General features: G+C 56.3%; 15 protein-coding genes. 2 read left to right on the top strand and 13 right to left on the bottom strand.

Annotated features, from left to right (window positions below; translation table 11 throughout):
- The first annotated feature begins 6 nt into the window (after window positions 1–6).
- Window positions 7–1,230, top strand: coding sequence for an MFS transporter (locus A8O29_RS06270; RefSeq protein WP_125354198.1), 1,224 nt, complete (start codon window positions 7–9; stop codon window positions 1,228–1,230).
- A gap of 55 nt (window positions 1,231–1,285) precedes the next feature.
- Here A8O29_RS06270 and guaA read toward each other — a convergent pair whose 3' ends face one another.
- Together guaA and guaB are read right to left on the bottom strand one after the other, a co-directional pair.
- Window positions 1,286–2,863 carry a glutamine-hydrolyzing GMP synthase gene (gene guaA / locus A8O29_RS06265; RefSeq protein ID WP_125354197.1) on the bottom strand — a complete coding sequence of 526 codons (1,578 nt, stop codon included), beginning with the start codon at window positions 2,861–2,863 and terminating at the stop codon, window positions 1,286–1,288.
- Window positions 2,864–2,930: 67 nt separating this feature from the next.
- Entirely contained in the window at window positions 2,931–4,397 is a 1,467-nt protein-coding gene (gene guaB / locus A8O29_RS06260) for an IMP dehydrogenase (RefSeq protein ID WP_110508955.1), read from the bottom strand.
- Window positions 4,398–4,557: 160 nt separating this feature from the next.
- Between guaB and xseA the strand changes: the two genes are divergently transcribed.
- On the top strand, window positions 4,558–5,934 hold the full coding sequence (xseA, locus tag A8O29_RS06255) for an exodeoxyribonuclease VII large subunit (protein WP_125354196.1): 1,377 nt from the start codon (window positions 4,558–4,560) through the stop codon (window positions 5,932–5,934).
- A 38-nt stretch (window positions 5,935–5,972) separates the two neighbouring features.
- On the opposite strand, the gene A8O29_RS06250 is transcribed toward xseA, so the two are convergent.
- The 11 genes from A8O29_RS06250 to pbpC form a co-directional block, all read right to left on the bottom strand.
- Window positions 5,973–6,191, bottom strand: a complete 219-nt coding sequence (locus A8O29_RS06250) for a zinc ribbon domain-containing protein (RefSeq protein WP_125354195.1) — start codon at window positions 6,189–6,191, stop codon at window positions 5,973–5,975.
- 50 nt (window positions 6,192–6,241) lie between these two features.
- Window positions 6,242–7,333, bottom strand: a complete 1,092-nt coding sequence (locus tag A8O29_RS06245) for a Gfo/Idh/MocA family oxidoreductase (RefSeq protein ID WP_125354236.1) — start codon at window positions 7,331–7,333, stop codon at window positions 6,242–6,244.
- Window positions 7,334–7,407: 74 nt separating this feature from the next.
- The gene (gene der, locus A8O29_RS06240) at window positions 7,408–8,886 is read right to left on the bottom strand and encodes a ribosome biogenesis GTPase Der (protein ID WP_110508947.1); all 1,479 of its coding nucleotides are present in this window, start codon (window positions 8,884–8,886) and stop codon (window positions 7,408–7,410) included.
- 83 nt (window positions 8,887–8,969) lie between these two features.
- Window positions 8,970–10,148: an outer membrane protein assembly factor BamB gene (bamB, locus tag A8O29_RS06235; protein WP_125354194.1), complete on the bottom strand. Its 1,179-nt coding sequence runs from the start codon at window positions 10,146–10,148 to the stop codon at window positions 8,970–8,972.
- 10 nt (window positions 10,149–10,158) lie between these two features.
- Window positions 10,159–10,779: a YfgM family protein gene (locus A8O29_RS06230; protein ID WP_125354193.1), complete on the bottom strand. Its 621-nt coding sequence runs from the start codon at window positions 10,777–10,779 to the stop codon at window positions 10,159–10,161.
- 33 nt (window positions 10,780–10,812) lie between these two features.
- Window positions 10,813–12,087: a histidine--tRNA ligase gene (gene hisS / locus A8O29_RS06225; protein WP_125354192.1), complete on the bottom strand. Its 1,275-nt coding sequence runs from the start codon at window positions 12,085–12,087 to the stop codon at window positions 10,813–10,815.
- Between the two features lie 93 nt (window positions 12,088–12,180).
- Window positions 12,181–13,302: a flavodoxin-dependent (E)-4-hydroxy-3-methylbut-2-enyl-diphosphate synthase gene (ispG, locus tag A8O29_RS06220; protein WP_110508939.1), complete on the bottom strand. Its 1,122-nt coding sequence runs from the start codon at window positions 13,300–13,302 to the stop codon at window positions 12,181–12,183.
- Window positions 13,303–13,328: 26 nt separating this feature from the next.
- A complete protein-coding gene (gene rodZ, locus A8O29_RS06215) occupies window positions 13,329–14,348 on the bottom strand; it encodes a cytoskeleton protein RodZ (RefSeq protein ID WP_125354191.1) in 1,020 nt (339 codons plus the stop codon).
- Between the two features lie 264 nt (window positions 14,349–14,612).
- Entirely contained in the window at window positions 14,613–15,779 is a 1,167-nt protein-coding gene (gene rlmN, locus A8O29_RS06210) for a dual-specificity RNA methyltransferase RlmN (protein WP_110508935.1), read from the bottom strand.
- Window positions 15,780–16,071: 292 nt separating this feature from the next.
- Window positions 16,072–16,503 carry a nucleoside-diphosphate kinase gene (gene ndk / locus A8O29_RS06205; RefSeq protein ID WP_125354190.1) on the bottom strand — a complete coding sequence of 144 codons (432 nt, stop codon included), beginning with the start codon at window positions 16,501–16,503 and terminating at the stop codon, window positions 16,072–16,074.
- A gap of 157 nt (window positions 16,504–16,660) precedes the next feature.
- Window positions 16,661–18,985: a peptidoglycan glycosyltransferase PbpC gene (gene pbpC / locus A8O29_RS06200; RefSeq protein ID WP_125354189.1), complete on the bottom strand. Its 2,325-nt coding sequence runs from the start codon at window positions 18,983–18,985 to the stop codon at window positions 16,661–16,663.
- Between the last annotated feature and the right edge of the window lies 1 nt (window position 18,986).

The raw sequence follows: 18,986 nt of genomic DNA, 5'->3' as shown, positions 1-18,986 counted from the left end.
GAGATCATGAAAACTTCTTTCGTATCACCGTTTTCGTCAGACCAAAGCCGCGAACAGTCTCGGCCTGCGGGCATACCCCGCAGTCTGGTATGGCTGTTCGCCATCGCCAGCGGCTTGAGCGTGGCCAATGTCTATTACGCACAGCCTTTGCTCGACGTACTGGCGCAGGATTTCGGTATCAATCATGCTGCTGTCGGCGGCGTGGTCACTGCCACACAGATTGGCTGCGCACTGGCTCTTCTGTTGCTGGTCCCGCTGGGCGACAGAATGGATCGCCGTCGCCTGATGGCCTTCCAGCTGCTGGCGCTGGTGGTTGCTCTCATTGCGGTCGCCATGGCGAGTTCTGCGTCCGCCCTGCTGGTGGGTATGGTCGCCGTCGGCTTGCTGGGAACGGCGATGACCCAAGGGCTGATAGCCTATGCGGCCAGTGCAGCAGCCCCGCATGAGCAAGGACGCGTCGTTGGTTCGGCACAAAGCGGCGTGTTTATTGGTTTACTGATGGCCCGGGTATTTTCTGGCGCCGTCAGCGATCTGACCGGTTGGCGCGGCGTTTACCTCTGTTCCGCGCTCCTCATGCTATTGATTGCACTTCCGCTTTGGCGCAGGCTTCCGACCCTGGCAACGGTGCCGGATACGATTAGCTATCCACGCCTGATTGCCTCCATGCTGACGCTGCTGAAAGAAGAAAAAGTACTACAGGTGCGCGGCGGGCTGGCGCTGCTGATGTTTGCCGCGTTCTACATTTTCTGGAGTGCGTTAGTGCTGCCGTTAAGTGCCCCGCCGTTTGGCTTCTCACACACCGCCATCGGAGCCTTCGGTCTCGCAGGAGTGGCTGGGGCGCTTATCGCCACAAGGGCGGGACAATGGGCCGATCGGGGATATGCCCAACGCACCAGTGCGCTCGCGCTTATCGCATTGCTATTGGCCTGGTGGCCGCTGTCACAAATGGCGGTATCGCTCGGCATGCTGGTGATCGGTATTGTGCTGCTCGATTTGGGTGGACAGGCACTGCACGTTACCAACCAGAGCATGATTTTCCGCACCCGACCCGAAGCCCATAGCCGTCTGGTCGGGCTTTACATGTTGTTCTATTCTATCGGCAGCGGACTGGGCGCCATCTGGACCACCGCGACTTATGCCTATGGGGGCTGGCCTGGCGTGTGCCTGCTCGGTGCTGCGGTCAGTTTCTTAGCGCTCGGATTCTGGTGGTTCACGCGAAAAATTGGCTGATCAGAAATAAAAAGCCCGCATTTACGCGGGCTGAGAAGCTAGAGCTGACCGGGGGTTATTCCCACTCGATCGTCGCTGGCGGTTTGCCGCTGATGTCATACACCACACGGGAAATACCGTTCACTTCGTTGATGATGCGGTTGGATACGCGGCCGAGGAAATCGTACGGCAGGTGCGCCCAGTGCGCGGTCATGAAGTCGATGGTTTCAACGGCACGCAGGGAAACAACCCAGTCGTATTTGCGTCCATCGCCCATCACGCCAACGGAACGGACCGGCAGGAACACGGTGAACGCCTGGCTCACTTTGTTGTACAGGTCGGCTTTGTGCAGCTCTTCGATGAAGATAGCGTCCGCACGACGCAGCAGGTCGCAGTACTCTTTCTTCACTTCGCCCAGCACGCGCACGCCGAGGCCTGGCCCTGGGAACGGGTGACGGTACAGCATGTCGTACGGCAGACCCAGCTCCAGACCGATTTTGCGCACTTCGTCTTTGAACAGTTCACGCAGCGGCTCAACCAGGCCCATCTTCATCTCTTTCGGCAAGCCGCCCACGTTGTGGTGAGATTTGATGACGTGTGCTTTACCGGTCGCGGAAGCGGCGGATTCAATCACGTCTGGGTAGATAGTGCCCTGCGCCAGCCATTTCACGTCTTCGAGCTTCAGCGCTTCTTCATCGAACACTTCGACAAACACGCGGCCGATGATTTTACGTTTCGCTTCCGGATCGTTTTCGCCCGCCAGCGCGCTCAGGAAGCGCTCTTCGCCTTCCACGTGCACGATGTTCAGACCGAAATGATCGCCGAACATATCCAGCACCTGCTGAGATTCATTCAGGCGCAGCAGACCGTTGTCGACGAACACACAGGTCAGATTTTTACCGATAGCACGGTGCAGCAGCATCGCGGTAACGGAAGAATCGACGCCGCCGGACAGGCCGAGGATCACTTTGTCGTCGCCAACCTGCTGACGAATACGCTCTACCGCATCTTCGATGATTTTTGCTGAGGTCCACAGGGCTTCGCACTGACAGATGTCGAGCACGAAACGCTCCAGCATGCGCAGGCCCTGACGGGTGTGCGTCACTTCTGGGTGGAATTGCACGCCGTAGAAGCGTTTTTCTTCGTTAGCCATGATGGCAAACGGGCACGTTTCGGTGCTGGCAACGGTCACGAAATCAGACGGGATGGCGGTGACTTTGTCGCCGTGGCTCATCCACACGTCGAGCAGGGGTTTGCCATCAGCGGTCAGGGCGTCTTCGATGCCACGAACCAGTGCGCTGTCGGTTCTGACTTCTACCTGCGCGTAGCCGAACTCGCGTTCGTTAGAGCCTTCAACGTGGCCGCCAAGCTGCATCGCCATGGTCTGCATGCCGTAGCACACGCCAAGCACCGGGACGCCTGCTTCGAAGACATACTCTGGTGCGCGTGGGCTGTTGTCTTCGGTGGTGCTTTCCGGGCCGCCGGACAGGATGATACCGCTCGGATTGAACTCACGAATTTGTGCTTCGGTAACGTCCCAGGCCCAAAGTTCGCAATAAACGCCCAGCTCGCGCACGCGACGTGCAACCAGCTGAGTGTATTGAGAACCGAAATCGAGGATAAGAATGCGATGCTTATGAATATTGTCGGTCATTGACGATAATTCCAGGGCAAGTGAAACAAAATCAAAGCGCCCGGCATAAGCCGGGCGCGGGAAATAATCAAGAACCCATGCGGTAGTTCGGGGATTCCTTGGTGATGGTCACGTCATGTACGTGACTTTCCTGAATGCCCGCCCCGCTGATGCGTACGAACTCAGCCTTGGTACGCAGCGCGTCGATGGTACCACAGCCGGTCAGACCCATACAGGAGCGCAGGCCGCCCATCTGCTGGTGAATGATCTCTTTCAGGCGACCTTTGTATGCCACGCGACCTTCGATACCTTCCGGTACCAGTTTGTCGGCAGCGTTATCGCTCTGGAAGTAACGGTCTGAGGAACCTTTGGACATCGCGCCCAGAGAGCCCATGCCGCGGTAGGATTTGTAAGAACGGCCCTGGTAGAGTTCGATTTCACCCGGGGATTCTTCGGTACCTGCCAGCATAGAACCGACCATGACTGCGCTTGCGCCCGCAGCGATGGCTTTGGCGATGTCACCGGAGAAACGGATGCCGCCATCGGCGATAACCGGAATGCCCAGGCCTTCCAGCGCTTCAACCGCGTCAGAAACGGCGGTGATTTGTGGGACGCCTACGCCGGTCACGATACGGGTAGTACAGATAGAGCCAGGACCGATACCCACTTTCACTGCGCTCACGCCAGCGTCAGCCAGCGCACGGGCGCCGGCACCCGTAGCCACGTTGCCGCCGATGATTTGCAGATCAGGGTATTTTGCACGGGTTTCACGAATACGTTGCAGAACGCCTTCGGAATGGCCGTGGGAGGAGTCAATCAGCAGAACGTCAACGCCCGCGGCAACCAGCGCATCAACGCGCTCTTCGTTACCGGCCCCTGCGCCAACCGCCGCACCCACGCGCAGACGACCATGCTCGTCTTTACACGCATTCGGTTTACGCTCGGCTTTCTGGAAATCTTTTACGGTGATCATGCCGATCAGGTGGAAATTCGCATCAACAACCAACGCTTTTTCCACACGTTTTTCATGCATTTTACCGAACACGACGTCACGAGCTTCGCCTTCACGCACGGTGACCAGACGCTCTTTCGGTGTCATGTATACGCTAACAGGCTGGCTGAGGTCAGTCACAAAACGCACGTCACGGCCGGTGATGATACCGACCAGTTCGTTGGTTTCAGTCACGACCGGGTAACCGGCAAAACCGTTACGCGCGGTCAGCTCTTTCACTTCTGCGAGCGTGGTGGTTGGTAAAACGGACTGTGGGTCAGAAACCACGCCGGATTCGTATTTCTTCACGAGGCGAACTTCTTCTGCCTGACGCTCGATAGACATGTTTTTGTGAATAAAGCCGATGCCACCTTCCTGAGCCAGAGCAATTGCCAGGCGCGCTTCCGTCACGGTGTCCATTGCTGCGGAGAGCATAGGAATGTTCAGGCGAATGGATTGGGTCAAATGCGTGCTGAGATCGGCAGTATTCGGCAGAACGGTGGAATGAGCGGGAACGAGGAGGACGTCGTCAAACGTCAGTGCTTCTTTGGCGATACGTAGCATGGGCAATATCTCTACCTAAAGGTTAATAAATATTGCCGTGGCATTATACAGAGCGTAATCGGTTGCATCTACACTTTTTTGCAAAAAATGCTTGCGATCGCACCTGAGCAAGTTACTATCGACTGAATAACCTGCTGATTTAGAATTTGATCTCGCTCACATGTTGCCTTCTCAATCCCCCGCAATTTTTACCGTTAGCCGCCTGAATCAGTCGGTTCGTCTGCTGCTGGAACGAGAAATGGGCCAGGTGTGGATCAGCGGCGAAATCTCCAACTTTTCTCAGCCCTCTTCCGGGCACTGGTATTTTACCCTCAAAGACGACAACGCCCAGGTGCGCTGTGCGATGTTCCGCAACAGCAATCGCCGCGTCACGTTTCGTCCACAGCACGGCCAGCAGGTTTTAGTTCGCGCGAACATCACGCTGTATGAGCCGCGCGGTGACTACCAGATTATCGTCGAAAGCATGCAGCCTGCGGGCGAAGGGCTTTTGCAGCAAAAGTACGAGCAGCTCAAAGCGCTGTTGTCCGCGGAAGGCCTGTTCGATCAGCAGTTCAAGCAGCCTTTGCCAACGCCTGCGCACTGCGTCGGGGTGATTACCTCGAAAAGCGGTGCTGCATTGCACGACATCCTTCATGTCCTCAAACGCCGCGATCCGTCACTGCCGGTGGTGATTTATCCCACTTCGGTTCAGGGTGACGATGCGCCGGGCCAGATTGTTCGCGCCATTGAACTGGCGAACCAGCGTGAAGAGTGTGACGTGCTGATTGTCGGGCGCGGCGGGGGTTCGCTGGAAGATTTGTGGAGTTTCAACGACGAACGCGTGGCGCGGGCAATTTTTGCCAGCCGCATTCCGGTGGTCAGCGCCGTCGGACATGAAACCGATGTCACCATCGCCGATTTCGTGGCTGATTTACGCGCCCCGACGCCGTCTGCGGCTGCCGAAATGGTCAGCCGCAATCAGTTGGAACTGCTGCGCCAAGTGCAGTCGGCCCAACAGCGGCTGGAAATGGCGATGGATTACTTCATCGCCAACCGTAATCGTCGTTTCAGTCAGCTCCAGCATCGCCTGCAACAGCAACATCCGCAGCTGCGCCTCGCGCGTCAGCAAACGGTGCTCGACAGACTGCGCCAGCGCATGAACTTTGCGTTAGATAATCAGCTGAAAAAAACCACTCAGCGTCAGCAGCGGGTGATTCAGCGTCTGAATCAACAAAATCCGCAGCCGCGCATTTACCGCGCGCAAACACGTATTCAACAACTGGAGTATCGTCTGGCGCAGATGCTTCGTGCGCAGCTCAGTACAACGCGGGAACGGTTTGGTAATGCGGTAACGCATCTTGAGGCTGTTAGCCCGTTGTCGACGCTGGCACGCGGCTACAGCGTGACGACAGCCGCCGACGGCAAGCTGGTCAAAAAAACCAAACAGCTAAATGCCGGAGACACGCTGACGACGCGTCTGGAAGATGGGGTGGTGGAAAGTGAAGTCACTAAAATCACGCCGGTGAAGAAAACGCGGGCGCGCAAAGCCAAATCGTAGGCCCGGTAAGCGGAGCGCCACCGGGCATTTTCTCGGTTTTACTGCGCAACCACGAACTCCACGCGTTTTTTCGAAATCAAACTATGGCCGTTCTGGCAAAAATAATCCACCGCACCACAGGCTTTCAGCACTTCCAGTGGCTTATGGCATTCCGGGCACAGCGCCTGTAAGGCGTAATCCTGCTCGCACTGCGAACAACGCGCGCTATCACCCTGCTGCTCCAGCGGGTTCTCACAAACCGGGCATTTCAGTTCCATCGTTGACTCCTTCGTCATACGGAAATCTTCAGGCTATTTTACCACACGCCTTAATGCGGGCCGCGCAGTTGCTGTTGTAATTTCAGTAGCGCCGTCACTTCTGCAATGCGGCGCTGGGTCAGTTGGCTGACCTGTTCAGGCGCGCGGGCAAATACGCTTTCAGCCCCGAGGATATGCCGCGCCAGGCAGCGGTCGTACACCGGGCCTTCCATTTTCCAGCGCTGCACGTTTTCGCCCTGACACACTTCCAGCACTTCACCGGAACCGCGTCGGTCCTGACTCAGAATGGTTCCGTTTCGCAAATGCAGGCGAACGCCTTTTTGCCCACCGACTGGCCCCGCATATTTGTTCAGCCACATCTCCAGCGGAATACCGCACAGCTCGCCCTGCAAATGTGCGCAACCTTCGGCGGTGGTGGTATCGCCCTTCTCAATGGCATTACCCAAACGGTCTTTGGCTTCGCACAGTGTAAGGCTCAGCCGATCGTTGGCTCCGATGGCGGCCAGCGTTTCGTGCATCATCGCCAGCACGTGCGTGCCGATATCCACAATCACGCCATCGGGATGACGAAGCGTGCGAGTGTCCGGTTCCCCGGTGGCGAAATTCAACGCAACCGGCTCACCTTTATCGTTATACCCGCTCGGCTCTAGCAAATACCCTTCAATTTTGACGATATCCGCCAGGGTTGAGATGGGGGCCGTCATTGCCGGGTAATCCACTTCCGGCAGCCAGTCGCTTTCCGGCTCTCCGCGAAGCAGCTGCGCCACGCCGTCGCGTGCCATCCAGTGATCCAACGCGAGTACGCGGTTCACGTTTTCCGGCATCGCCAACAGAACCTGAAGCTGGTCGAGCTGCTCCAGCGTGGCGGCAACCGGCTTTTCCACCACGATGCGCGGCACCGCCGATTTCAGCACCTGCTCCAGCACCGGCAAATGCCCCAGCGACCCAGTGGTGATGAACACCACCTCAGGCTGTGTCGCCAATAGCGCCTCGAGTGAATCGCAGCGGGTGATGTTGGTCGGTGCTCTGGACGCGTCGATATCAAAACCGTAGCAGTTCGTCAGTGGCACATTGAGGCGCTTAAGCGCGGGTAGATACGCGGTCTCGATAACCGCGCCAAGACCAATGAAACCTATTTGCATCATAAACCTCAGAAACAAAAAAACCCGCCATCAGGCGGGTTAGTATCGGTACCGCGCCAGAAAAACGTTGGCGCTTACTTACCTTTTTTAATGTGCTTGATCAGACGCTTACGCTTACGCATCTGGTTCGGCGTCAGGGTATTACGCTTGTTCGCGAACGGGTTTTCCCCTTCCTTGAACTGAATACGGATTGGCGTCCCCATGACTTCCAGTGATTTACGGAAGTAGTTCATCAGGTAGCGCTTGTAGGAATCAGGCAGGTCTTTCACCTGGTTACCGTGGATAACCACAATCGGCGGGTTATAACCGCCAGCGTGCGCATATTTCAGCTTCACGCGACGACCACGAACCAGCGGCGGCTGGTGATCTTCCGCAGCCATGTTCATGATGCGGGTCAGCATCGCGGTGCTCTGACGATGCGTGGAGCTGTCGTAAGCTTCGCGCACGGACTCGAACAGGTTGCCTACGCCGCTACCGTGCAGAGCAGAAATGAAGTGCACGCGGGCGAAATCAATAAAGCCCAGACGGAAGTCGAGGGTTTCTTTAACCTGCTCTCTCACTTCGTTGCTCAGGCCATCCCATTTGTTGACCACGATAACCAGTGAGCGCCCACTATTGAGGATGAAGCCGAGCAGCGAGAGGTCTTGATCGGAAATGCCTTCGCGGGCATCGATGACCAGCATCACCACGTTGGCGTCTTCAATCGCCTGCAGCGTTTTGATAACCGAGAACTTTTCTACGGTATCGGTGATTTTGCCGCGCTTACGTACCCCAGCGGTATCGATGAGGATATATTCACGCTCATCGCGTTCCATCGGGATGTAGATGCTGTCACGCGTGGTGCCCGGCATGTCGTAAACCACGACGCGGTCTTCACCGAGAATACGGTTAGTTAGCGTTGACTTACCGACGTTCGGACGACCAACGATAGCGAGTTTAATTGGCAGGCTGCGCGGGTCGAAATCATCTTCCGGCTCTTCAATCGGTACGCCATTCTGTTCTGCTTCGAACTGAGCCCAGTACAGCGCGTCTTCGTCGACTTCTTCAACCGGCGCAACTTCGTCCATAAATGGCAGCAGCGCGTGTTCAATCAGGCTGGTGACGCCACGGCCGTGAGACGCAGCAATCGCGTGGATTTCACCGAGGCCCAGGGACCAGAAATCCGCAACGGCCTGATCCGGGTCGATGCCATCCGTTTTGTTAGCAACGAGGAACGTCGCCTTTTCGCGTGAACGCAGGTGTTTGGCGATACCTTCGTCCGCAGGCATCAGCCCGGCACGCGCATCAACCATAAACAACACGACATCCGCTTCTTCAATCGCCAGCAGCGACTGTTCCGCCATGCGCGTTTCTACGCCTTCTTCCGTGCCATCGATACCACCGGTATCGATACAGATAAACTCGCGGCCTTCCACTTCAGCACGACCGTACTTACGGTCACGAGTCAGACCCGGGAAATCCGCGACCAGCGCATCTCGCGTGCGCGTCAGACGGTTAAACAGCGTGGATTTTCCAACGTTAGGGCGCCCGACAAGCGCGACCACAGGTACCATGATAAATGCCTCATAAATTCTAAAAACAGTAAAACGGCCCCTGCTAAAACAGGGGCCGTTTGCAATGCATACTGCGAAAAGACTTAACGTGTAATGGAGTACAGCGTTCCGTCTTTCGCCTGGATCAGCAGTTGCCCATCGGCTACCACAGGATCGGTCAGGAATCCTGAGCTGTCCACTTCTTGCTGAGCAACGAAGCGGCCGTCCTGCGGGTTAATCCAGTGCATGTAACCTTCACTGTCTGCGACGACCAGGCTGCCATTATACAGCACTGGAGACGTCAGCAGACGGTGTAACAGATCGCTCTGCGTCCACAGCGTCACACCACCATCGGTGCTGAGCGCCAGCAGACGGTCGTCCTGATCGACCAGATAAATACGGTTGCCGTCGACAACGAAGTCATTCACCGAGCCCAGTTCACGTTTCCACATGATCTGGCCACTGCGCAGATCCAGCGCGGTCAGGTTGCCATTGTACGCGAGCGCGTAAACAACACCATCCACGATGACTGGCGTCGTATCCACGTCACTCAGACGATCGATTTCGGTCGGGCCAGTGGCCTGAGAAATACGCTGCTGCCAAATCAACTGGCCCTGCTGCATCAACACGGCGTTGACGCGGCCGTTATCGCCCCCCACAATCGCTGCGCCAAAGGCAGTCGCCGGAGCGGATTCGCCACGCAGAGAAAGCGCTGGCATGTCGAGGTTAACGGTCCATTTGATTGCACCGTCGGTTTCGTTCAATGCCTGCAACTGACCGTTGCTGGTGTGGATAAGCACAACGCCGTCGCTCACAACCGGACGGGACAGCGCTTCACCGGCAACGCGGGTTTGCCATGCCACGGTACCATCGCTGGTATTCAGAGCATAAACCTGTGCTTTCTCGGAGCCGACATACACGTGGCCGCCATTTACCGTCAGGCCGCCAGACAGCAGCGCCGGTAAGTGGGAGAACCAGCCGTCTTTCTCAGCCAGGTTCACAGACCACACTTCTTTCCCGCTTTCCGCATGCAGTGCTTTCACGGTGCCTTTACGATCTGCCGCGTACACTACGCTGTCGGCATACGCCGGGTGCAGGTTAGAGTAGAAATCGCCAATACCGCTACCTACGGACTCACTCCAGGAGGTCGTCGGGGTAAACTGATTTTCAACCGTTGGCAGCGGGGACATTTTCACAACGTCTTCTTCGCTGTTAAACAGTGAACAACCGCTCAATAACGTAACAGACAGCAGTCCTGGCAAAAGTAATTTACGCAATTGCATCGGGTCCCTCTCAGATGGACAAATTATTCATTTTCATGCGCATCATTTCGCTGAGCGCCGGTGAAGCATCACTTTTCACGCCAGCTTCCCAGGCGGCACGAGCCCCCTGCTTATCGCCTTTGCTTAACAGGATTTCACCGCGTAAGTCCGCGACGATTGCTGTCCAGCCTTCCCCTTTAATACCTTCAAGGGTTTTCAGTGCTGCATCAGGCTGTTTCATTTGCAGCTGGATGCGGGCCAGACGCATGTTGATAACCGATTTCAGGTTATCATCAGGCGCGGCTGCCAGACCCAGTTGCAGTTGTTTTTCTGCTTTATCGAGCTGGTTCGCATCAACAAATTGCTGCGCCAGTTCCAGTGCGGCAAACGCACCGTAAGCATTTTTTTGATTCGCTGCGATATTTTCCGCCGCAGCGTAGGTGTCAGGTTTACCCGCTTTCAGGGTGCTCACGGCGCTTGCATAGGCCTGTGAGGTCTCGCGGGAATTGTTTTCCTGATGCGAAGACCAATAACGCCAGCCAACCAGCGCTCCAATCCCCAGCACAACACCCACTGCCAGCGCTTTGCCGTTCTCAGCAAAGAAATTTTTAAGTGCGTCGACCTGTTCGTTATCGTTACTGTAGACTTCCACGCAGTTCTTCTCCTGAATAATAGTCCCGGGCAATTAGCCCAGCAGTGTGCGCAAATGCGCGGCAACGCTGTCCTGCGTTACAGTCGTCTGCTCACCAGAGCGCAAATCTTTTACCACCACATTGCGTTCAGCGACTTCAGATTCACCGAGCACCAGTGCGACGCGAGCGCCCCACTTATCGGCACGAGCAAACTGCTTCTTGAAGTTACCGCCACCGTGGTTGGTCATCAGTTTGATGGCCGGCAGTTCATCACGCAGCGCTTCAGCCAGACGCAATGCGGCGGACTGAGTACCGGTGCCTGAAGCCACCAGGTATATATCGACAACGGGATCGGCTTTAAATTCCGGATTGACTGCCTGAACCAGTAAAACTAAACGCTCGAGACCCATCGCGAAGCCAACGGACGGCGTAGCGCGACCGCCGAGCTGCTCGACTAAACCGTCGTAACGGCCACCCGCGCAGACGGTGCCCTGAGAGCCCAGGCTACTGGTCACCCATTCGAAAACAGTGCGGTTGTAGTAGTCGAGACCGCGAACCAGACGCTGGTTTACGGTGTAGGCAATGCCCGCTTCGTCCAGAAGCGCACACAGACCGGCAAAGTGTTCACGAGAGTCTTCGTCGAGATAGTCACCCAGCGCAGGCGCGTTATCGAGCAGCGCCTGAACGTCAGGATTCTTGGAATCCAGAACGCGCAGTGGGTTGGTGTACATGCGACGTTTGCAGTCTTCGTCGAGCTTATCTTTGAACTGCTCCAGATAGGCGACCAACGCTTCGCGGTAATTCGCGCGCGCTTCTAACGACCCGATAGAGTTCAGCTCAAGACGAACGTGTTCAGAAATGCCCAGCGCACGCCACCAGCGCGCGGTAAGCAGAATCAGCTCGGCGTCAATGTCTGGGCCTTGCAGGCCAAACACTTCACAACCCAGCTGATGGAACTGACGATAGCGCCCTTTCTGCGGACGCTCATGGCGGAACATCGGGCCGATGTACCACAGACGCTGTTCCTGATTGTACAGAAGACCATGCTCGATGCCGGCGCGTACGCAGCCCGCAGTCCCTTCTGGACGCAGCGTCAGGCTATCGCCGTTGCGGTCCTCAAAGGTATACATTTCTTTTTCAACGACGTCGGTCACTTCGCCGATCGCGCGTTTGAATAACGGGGTCTGCTCTACAATCGGCAAACGAATTTCGCTGTAACCGTAGCTGCCGAGCACCTGTTTCAGAGTGCCTTCAATGCGCTGCCAGAGAGCGGTTTCGCCCGGCAGGTAATCGTTCATGCCGCGAATGGCTTGAATGTTTTTTGCCACGTTTTTTCTCTTTATAGATACAAAAATGAACCCTGACGCCCGGAGCGCCTGCGGGTTCAATCATACACGGGAAGCGTGCTGCTTCCCAATACGTTATTTTGCTTCGACTTGCTGCACGTCGATGCGACGCGCTTCGTCGAGAATGCTGGCCTTGGCGCGAATACGCGCTTCGAGCTGGCTAATCATATCGTCGTTGTCGAGACGGTCTTTACGCACGCCGTCTTCGTACAGGCCGCTTTTCTTATTCCCGCCGGTGACACCGAGGGTAGACACCAGCGCTTCACCCGGACCGTTCACCACGCAGCCGATGATCGAAACGTCCATCGGGGTAATGATGTCTTCCAGACGCTGTTCCAGCGCGTTCACGGTGCCGATCACATCAAATTCCTGACGTGAACAGGTCGGGCAGGCAATGAAGTTGATCCCGCGAGCGCGGATGCGCAGCGATTTAAGAATATCGAAACCGACTTTGATCTCTTCAAGCGGATCCGCTGCCAGCGAAATACGCAGCGTGTCGCCGATCCCTTCAGAGAGCAGCAACCCAAGGCCAACGGCCGATTTAACGGCACCGGCACGTGCGCCGCCCGCTTCGGTGATCCCGAGATGCAGAGGCTGATCGATTTGCTTCGCCAGCAGACGATAAGACTCTACGGCGAGGAACACATCGGAGGCTTTTACGCTGACTTTGAACTGATCGAAGTTCAGACGATCGAGGTGATCGACGTGACGCATGGCGGATTCAAGCAACGCCTGCGGCGTCGGCTCGCCGTATTTTTCTTGCAGATCTTTTTCCAACGACCCGGCATTGACGCCGATGCGGATAGGAATGTTTTTATCGCGTGCGCAGTCAACAACCATGCGAATACGCTCTTCGCTGCCGATGTTGCCGGGATTGATACGCAGACAGTCGACACCGTATTCGGCTACTTTCAGCGCGATTCGGTAATCAAAGTGAATATCGGCCACCAGCGGCACATTGACCTGCTGCTTGATAAGCTTGAAGGCTTCGGCCGCATCCATGGTCGGCACCGACACGCGGACGATGTCCGCGCCGACGCGCTCAAGGGCTTTAATCTGGTTGACCGTAGCTTCCACATCGGTGGTGCGCGTGTTGGTCATGGACTGTACGGCGATGGGAGCCCCATCGCCAACAGGCACGTTCCCAACGTAAATACGTGTTGATTTTCTACGTTGAATTGGAGCCTGGTTATGCATGAAAAATCTCCCGCGTGGCGCGTCTGTTACTGAGCCTGAGCCGGTGATTGTTCGGCATTCAGGGTCAGACGTGCAACCTGGTTTGTTCTGATAAAGCGGCTCAGGTCGACAGGTTTACCCTGGAACTGAATTTGTACTGCCGCCGGCGCGCCGATTTTAAGCTTATACGGTGCCTGGCCTTCTAAATTGAGCGTACCGTCTTTGCGCTGTAATCCGCTGAACAGTTTTTTACCGGTAGAGTCGGTCACTTCCAGCCAGCAGTCGGCGTTGAAGTTCATCACCAGCGCATTCGGGCTTGCCGTTGGCGTCACCGCAGCCTGGTCGGTCGGCAGTGGTGCAGCCGGCGTTGCAGGGTTGGCGGCCGTCGCGGTGTTATCCACGTTTGCCTGAGATGGCGAAACCACGGCGTTGTTCTGCGCGTCAGGCGCAGTTTGCGCTGGCGCAGTCTGTGCCGTTGCAGCTGGCGCATTGGCATCAGCGGCAGGTGCGAGTTGCGAATTGTCTGCCGTCGCGTCAGGTGCCTGACTCTGTGTACCGCTGGTATCCAGCGGGACATTCTGACTGTTGCTGCTGTCGTTAGCGTTCAGTTCAGCGCTGGACTGATCCGCCATCGTCGAAATCTCTTCCTGCTGCGCTTTGTGGTTTTGCCACCACCATGCACCGGTCAGGCCGATAACGACAAACAGAACCAGCCAGGTGAAGCTCATCAGCCAACCGTCGCGTTTCTTACGGCGTTTACCTAAAGACATGTTCTGCATTGGCGCCATTTTCGCAACGCGAACAGGCACCTCTTTCGCAAGAATAGGCAAAAGTTCTTCTTCAGGAATGTGAACAAGACGAGCATAGGAACGGATGTAGCCACGCAGGAATGTTGAAGCGAGTGAGGCAGGCGCCTTGTCGTCTTCAATATCGCGAACCGTGGAAACCTTCAGGCATAAGCGTTCAGCGACGGCTTGCTGGCTGAGTCCGAGTTGTTCACGGGCGTTACGCAGGCGCGTCCCCGTGCTTTGTGCTGCTTGTGGATCTTGAGTGGCTTCAGTATTCATTCGCTACAGCTGCTGCTACGTAAATTTAAGGTTCTGGTGGCGGAAAACACCGCACCGCGAAACATCTCATGCCCGTCATCCGACAGACAGTATTAATACGTTAGGCTAACCCTTTGAACGTTCGGCTAACCTGTTGTTGCCCCGCTACATACTGCCTCAATCCAGGCTGAAACGCACAGTAATTCTTAACCGGATCAGTGCGTTTCGTTTATTCCTTAAACATTTTAGACTCCGCGCAGAAAAATGTGCGCGGAGTACAGGCTATCAGACTGCTTTCACCGCAATCGGTTCACCTTGCATGCGTTTACGCATTGTACGTTTGGTACGGTCGATAACATCACCGGCCAGCTGTCCGCAGGCGGCATCAATGTCATCCCCGCGGGTTTTACGCACGATAGTCGTGAAACCATAGCCCATCAGAACTTTTGAGAAACGATCGATTCGGCTATTGGAGCTGCGGCCATATGGCGCACCCGGGAACGGGTTCCATGGAATCAGGTTAATCTTACACGGCGTATCTTTCAGCAATTCTGCCAACTGATGCGCGTGATCCGTTTCGTCGTTGACGTGGTCGAGCATCACATACTCGATGGTCACACGACCCTGGTTCGCGTTGGATTTTGCCAGATAGCGGCGCACGGCACCGAGGAACGTTTCGATATTGTACTTCTTGTTAATCGGTACAATTTCGTCACGAATTTCATCGTTGGGTGCGTGCAGGGAAATCGCCAGCGCAACGTCAATCATGTCGCCGAGCTTCTCAAGCGCAGGCACTACGCCAGACGTGGAGAGCGTAACGCGACGTTTGGAAAGGCCGAAACCGAAGTCATCGAGCATGATTTCCATCGCCGGAACGACGTTATTCAGGTTGAGCAGCGGCTCACCCATGCCCATCATCACCACGTTGGTAATCGGACGCACGCCAGTTTTTTTCTGCGCGCCGATAATTTTCGCAGCGCGCCAGACCTGGCCGATAATTTCGGATACGCGCAGGTTACGGTTAAAGCCCTGCTGCGCGGTCGAACAGAATTTGCATTCCAGCGCACACCCAACCTGAGAAGATACGCACAGCGTGGCGCGGTCGTCTTCCGGGATATACACCGTTTCAACGCGCTGATCGCCCACGGCGATAGCCCATTTGATTGTACCGTCTGAAGAACGCTGCTCTTCCACCACTTCCGGGGCACGAATTTCAGCGACTTCTTTCAGCTTATTGCGCAGGACTTTATTGATGTCGGTCATCTCATCAAAGTCATCGCAGCAATAGTGATACAACCACTTCATCACCTGATCGGCGCGGAAAGGTTTTTCACCTAAGTTATTGAAAAACTCACGCATCTGCTGACGGTTTAAATCCAGCAGGTTGATTTTGGCATCTTTATTGGGAACCGTCAGATCGACGTTTTCAGGTGTGACAATTTGTTCAGACATAGTGTATTCCGGCCTCGTTATTACACGTTATGGCCCCTGGAGGGTTGAAAAAGAAACGCCCCGGCGAGCAATCTGCTCTTCCGGGGGCGTTGCATTGTACAAATTTTGGCGCACGGATGCCACGTTTGCACGCAGCATCAGCGAAATAAAATGTAAACGCGCTTATTAATAACCAAGAATTTCGAATCGCAGGAAGGCGGCAAGTTCACAAGTCCCCAGGAGCATAGATTAACTATGTGACTGGGGTGAGTGAGCGTAGCCAACGCATCTGCGGTTCGAAAGGCGACGGTTATTAACGTGTGCGGGCGCAGACTTCGCCTTCTGCGAAGAAGTACGCGATTTCACGCTGTGCGGACTCAACGGAATCAGAACCGTGGGTGCCGTTTTCGGTGAAGCTGTCAGCGTAGTCTGCGCGCAGGGTGCCGGCCAGTGCGTTCGCCGGGTTGGTTGCGCCCATCAGGTCACGGTGACGCTGTACTGCGTTTTCGCTTTCCAGCACGGAAACCACGATTGGACCGGAGGTCATGAACTCAACCAGGCCGTCGAAGAAAGGTTTACCGTCGTGTTCTGCGTAGAAGCCACGAGCCTGCTCAACGGTCAGGTGCAGCATTTTGGTACCGACAATTTTGAACCCTGCAGCTTCAAAGCGCGCAAAGATGTTGCCAATAACGTTTTTTGCCACCGCGTTAGGCTTGATGATGGAAAAAGTACGTTCAATAGTCATGATAACCTCTGTTTTCTGTTCTGTTGTTGTGCATTCGGGCGAATACCTGGCGCGCATTATAATGAGCAAAAATGCCCCTGCATACGGATGAAGGTAACATTTTGTTAAAATAAGACGAATGTTAGCAACACGTATCCGTAACCCACTGAAAATGCATTTATTGCAGGGTAAAGGTTGCGGCCGCAACCTGTCCAGCCTCGTCCATAACGACCAGTTGGTATTCACCGGTTTTATCCAGAGACAGCGTAATATTCGATCCCGTGTTATCCGTCGGCTCACCGTTGATAAACCACCAGCGTCGCCCTTCCCCGCCGTTGGTTTGTAACGCGACTGCCGCCTGCTTTTCGCCCGGCAGACGTTTGATGATAGCCCCGTCGCGCACGCCCGATAACGTCAACGGAATCAAATCCTGCTGATGCAGCGGCGGACAGCTTTTCGATGCGGCCGGCAAACGTGCCGCTCGCCGTTCACCTGGCGGCAACCACGGCTCCAGCGGTAACGGCCAGACGTCGAGCGTCGTCTGTTTTGCGTCAGGACAATCTGGTGCCACGCGCTGCCCCTGGGCATTCAGCCACACCGGGAAGCGAATACCGCGCAGGCCGTCCTGGCCTGGCAGCAGCAGCGTCGGCGGCTGGCTGTTATCCAGCAGCCAGGTCGACAGCCGACGGCGGCAGTTGCTGTCACCCGCCACCAGCGCCTGCCCGCCTGGCCAGCAGATGTTACCCGCACTAACGGAGTCTGGGCGTGGGTCAACAGGCAGACCCTTTTTGGCCGACGAGGTGCGGGCTAAAAGCATATTACTGACCTGATTCAACAGCGGAATAGCGCTGATAAAACCAAATTGACCGACAACCGGCGTGCCGTCCGGGCGCCCGGTCCAGATGCCAATCACATAACGCGCATTAATCCCGACAGCCCAGGCATCGCGATAGCCATAGCTGGTGCCCGTTTTCCACGCCAGCGGGACCACCGCAGGCAGAGAGCCATCCGGCAGGGGCTGATCTTCACCTGCCAGGATGCGACGAATAATCCACGCCGATCCCGGAGACAACAGCGGGCGCTCGATCAGCGGATCGCCGGGCAGCATGCGCAATCGTCCGGCTTGCCCGTGGCGAGCAAACGCGCTGTAAGCGGCAGTGATGTCCGCCAGTCGCGCCCCCGCACCACCGAGGATCAGCGATAAATTCGGCTCTGCACCGCCGGGCAAAATGAGCGGTAATCCGGCATTGCGCAGACGTGCTGCGAACTGTTTCGGCCCATAGGCTTCCAGCACCTGCACCGCCGGGAGATTCAGTGAGCGCACCAGCGCATCGCTCATGCTAACCGGACCGTGGAAACCGCTGTCAAAGTTACCCGGACGATAATCGCTGAAACGTCGTGGAACGTCCTGTAACAAAGAAGCGGGATGAATAAGCCCGCTGTCCATCGCCAGACCATAGATAAACGGCTTCAGCACCGATCCCGGCGATCGCACCGCGCTCACCATATCCACATGGCCAAAACGGCTGTCGTCGCTGATGTCCGCCGAGCCGACCCAACCGCGTACTTTCATGTTGGTATGATCGACGACGATCATCGCCAGCGAGCTGCGCGGCGGCAGACGCGACTTCCAGTTAAGGGCCAGCTCTTCCAGCTGACGCTGCAGGGCAACGTCCAGCGTAGTGACGACTTTTTCACTGCGGCTTTTTGCCAGCACCCGGCGGGAAAATAGCGGAGCCAACTGCGGCATCTGTCGTGGGAACAACCAGACGGGTTCCTGTCGGGCTTCTTTGACCACCTGCTGCGACCACACGCCCTGCGTCAGCATGCGCTCGAGTACCTTATCGCGTGCGGCCTGAGCCCGTTCCGGCCAGCGATCGGGCCGTAAGCGGCTGGGCGCCTGTGGCAGCACCGCCAGCAGTGCGGCTTCGGAATAGCTGAGCTGCTGAGGCGGTTTACCCAGATAGGCCCAGCTCGCCGCGCCAATCCCCTGCAACGTGCCGCCGAACGGTGCGCGGTTGAGATACAGCGTCAGGATCTGACGTTTATCGAGATGCCACTCCAGCTGGAAAGCGCGCCACAGCTGACGGATTTTGCCCCCGAAGGTACGAGGATGCGGATCGAGCAGACGAGCCACCTGCATCGTGAGCGTGCTGCCGCCGGAGATCACCCGTCCGGCGCGCAGATCCTGCCATGCCGCACGCAGCACTGACAGCGGATTCACCCCCGGATGATCCCAGAACCAGCGGTCTTCGTACTGGATCAGCGCCTGTAAATAGCGCGGAGAAACCTCTTCAATGGTGACCGGATAACGCCAGATCCCGTCGGCATCGGCAAAGCGCCACAGCGGCGTGCCATCCTCCGCCACGACGACGCGTGCGGGAGTGACCTCATTGAGGGGAAGTGGCCAGAGACGGTCGGCCAAACAGGCCGCCAGTCCGACAAAAATGAAAAAAACCGCCAGCCAAAGCCAGCGGGATTTTTTGAGACGGGAGAATGTCATC

It is taken from the genome of Scandinavium goeteborgense, assembly GCF_003935895.2.
GTDB lineage: Bacteria > Pseudomonadota > Gammaproteobacteria > Enterobacterales > Enterobacteriaceae > Scandinavium > Scandinavium goeteborgense.
The sequence above is the reverse complement of the archived record's forward strand: the minus strand, read 5'-3'. Positions and strand labels throughout refer to the sequence as shown.

Bases quoted from the DNA above. Each gene is read 5' to 3' on its own strand.
- der (WP_110508947.1), bottom strand. From the start codon at position 8,886: ATGGTACCTGTGGTCGCGCTTGTCGGGCGCCCTAACGTTGGAAAATCC.
- rodZ (WP_125354191.1), bottom strand. From the start codon at position 14,348: ATGAATACTGAAGCCACTCAAGATCCACAAGCAGCACAAAGCACGGGG.
- bamB (WP_125354194.1), bottom strand. From the start codon at position 10,148: ATGCAATTGCGTAAATTACTTTTGCCAGGACTGCTGTCTGTTACGTTA.
- ndk (WP_125354190.1), bottom strand. From the start codon at position 16,503: ATGACTATTGAACGTACTTTTTCCATCATCAAGCCTAACGCGGTGGCA.
- ispG (WP_110508939.1), bottom strand. From the start codon at position 13,302: ATGCATAACCAGGCTCCAATTCAACGTAGAAAATCAACACGTATTTAC.
- A8O29_RS06245 (WP_125354236.1), bottom strand. From the start codon at position 7,333: ATGCAAATAGGTTTCATTGGTCTTGGCGCGGTTATCGAGACCGCGTAT.
- A8O29_RS06250 (WP_125354195.1), bottom strand. From the start codon at position 6,191: ATGGAACTGAAATGCCCGGTTTGTGAGAACCCGCTGGAGCAGCAGGGT.
- guaA (WP_125354197.1), bottom strand. From the start codon at position 2,863: ATGACCGACAATATTCATAAGCATCGCATTCTTATCCTCGATTTCGGT.
- guaB (WP_110508955.1), bottom strand. From the start codon at position 4,397: ATGCTACGTATCGCCAAAGAAGCACTGACGTTTGACGACGTCCTCCTC.
- pbpC (WP_125354189.1), bottom strand. From the start codon at position 18,985: ATGACATTCTCCCGTCTCAAAAAATCCCGCTGGCTTTGGCTGGCGGTT.
- xseA (WP_125354196.1), top strand. From the start codon at position 4,558: ATGTTGCCTTCTCAATCCCCCGCAATTTTTACCGTTAGCCGCCTGAAT.
- rlmN (WP_110508935.1), bottom strand. From the start codon at position 15,779: ATGTCTGAACAAATTGTCACACCTGAAAACGTCGATCTGACGGTTCCC.
- A8O29_RS06270 (WP_125354198.1), top strand. From the start codon at position 7: ATGAAAACTTCTTTCGTATCACCGTTTTCGTCAGACCAAAGCCGCGAA.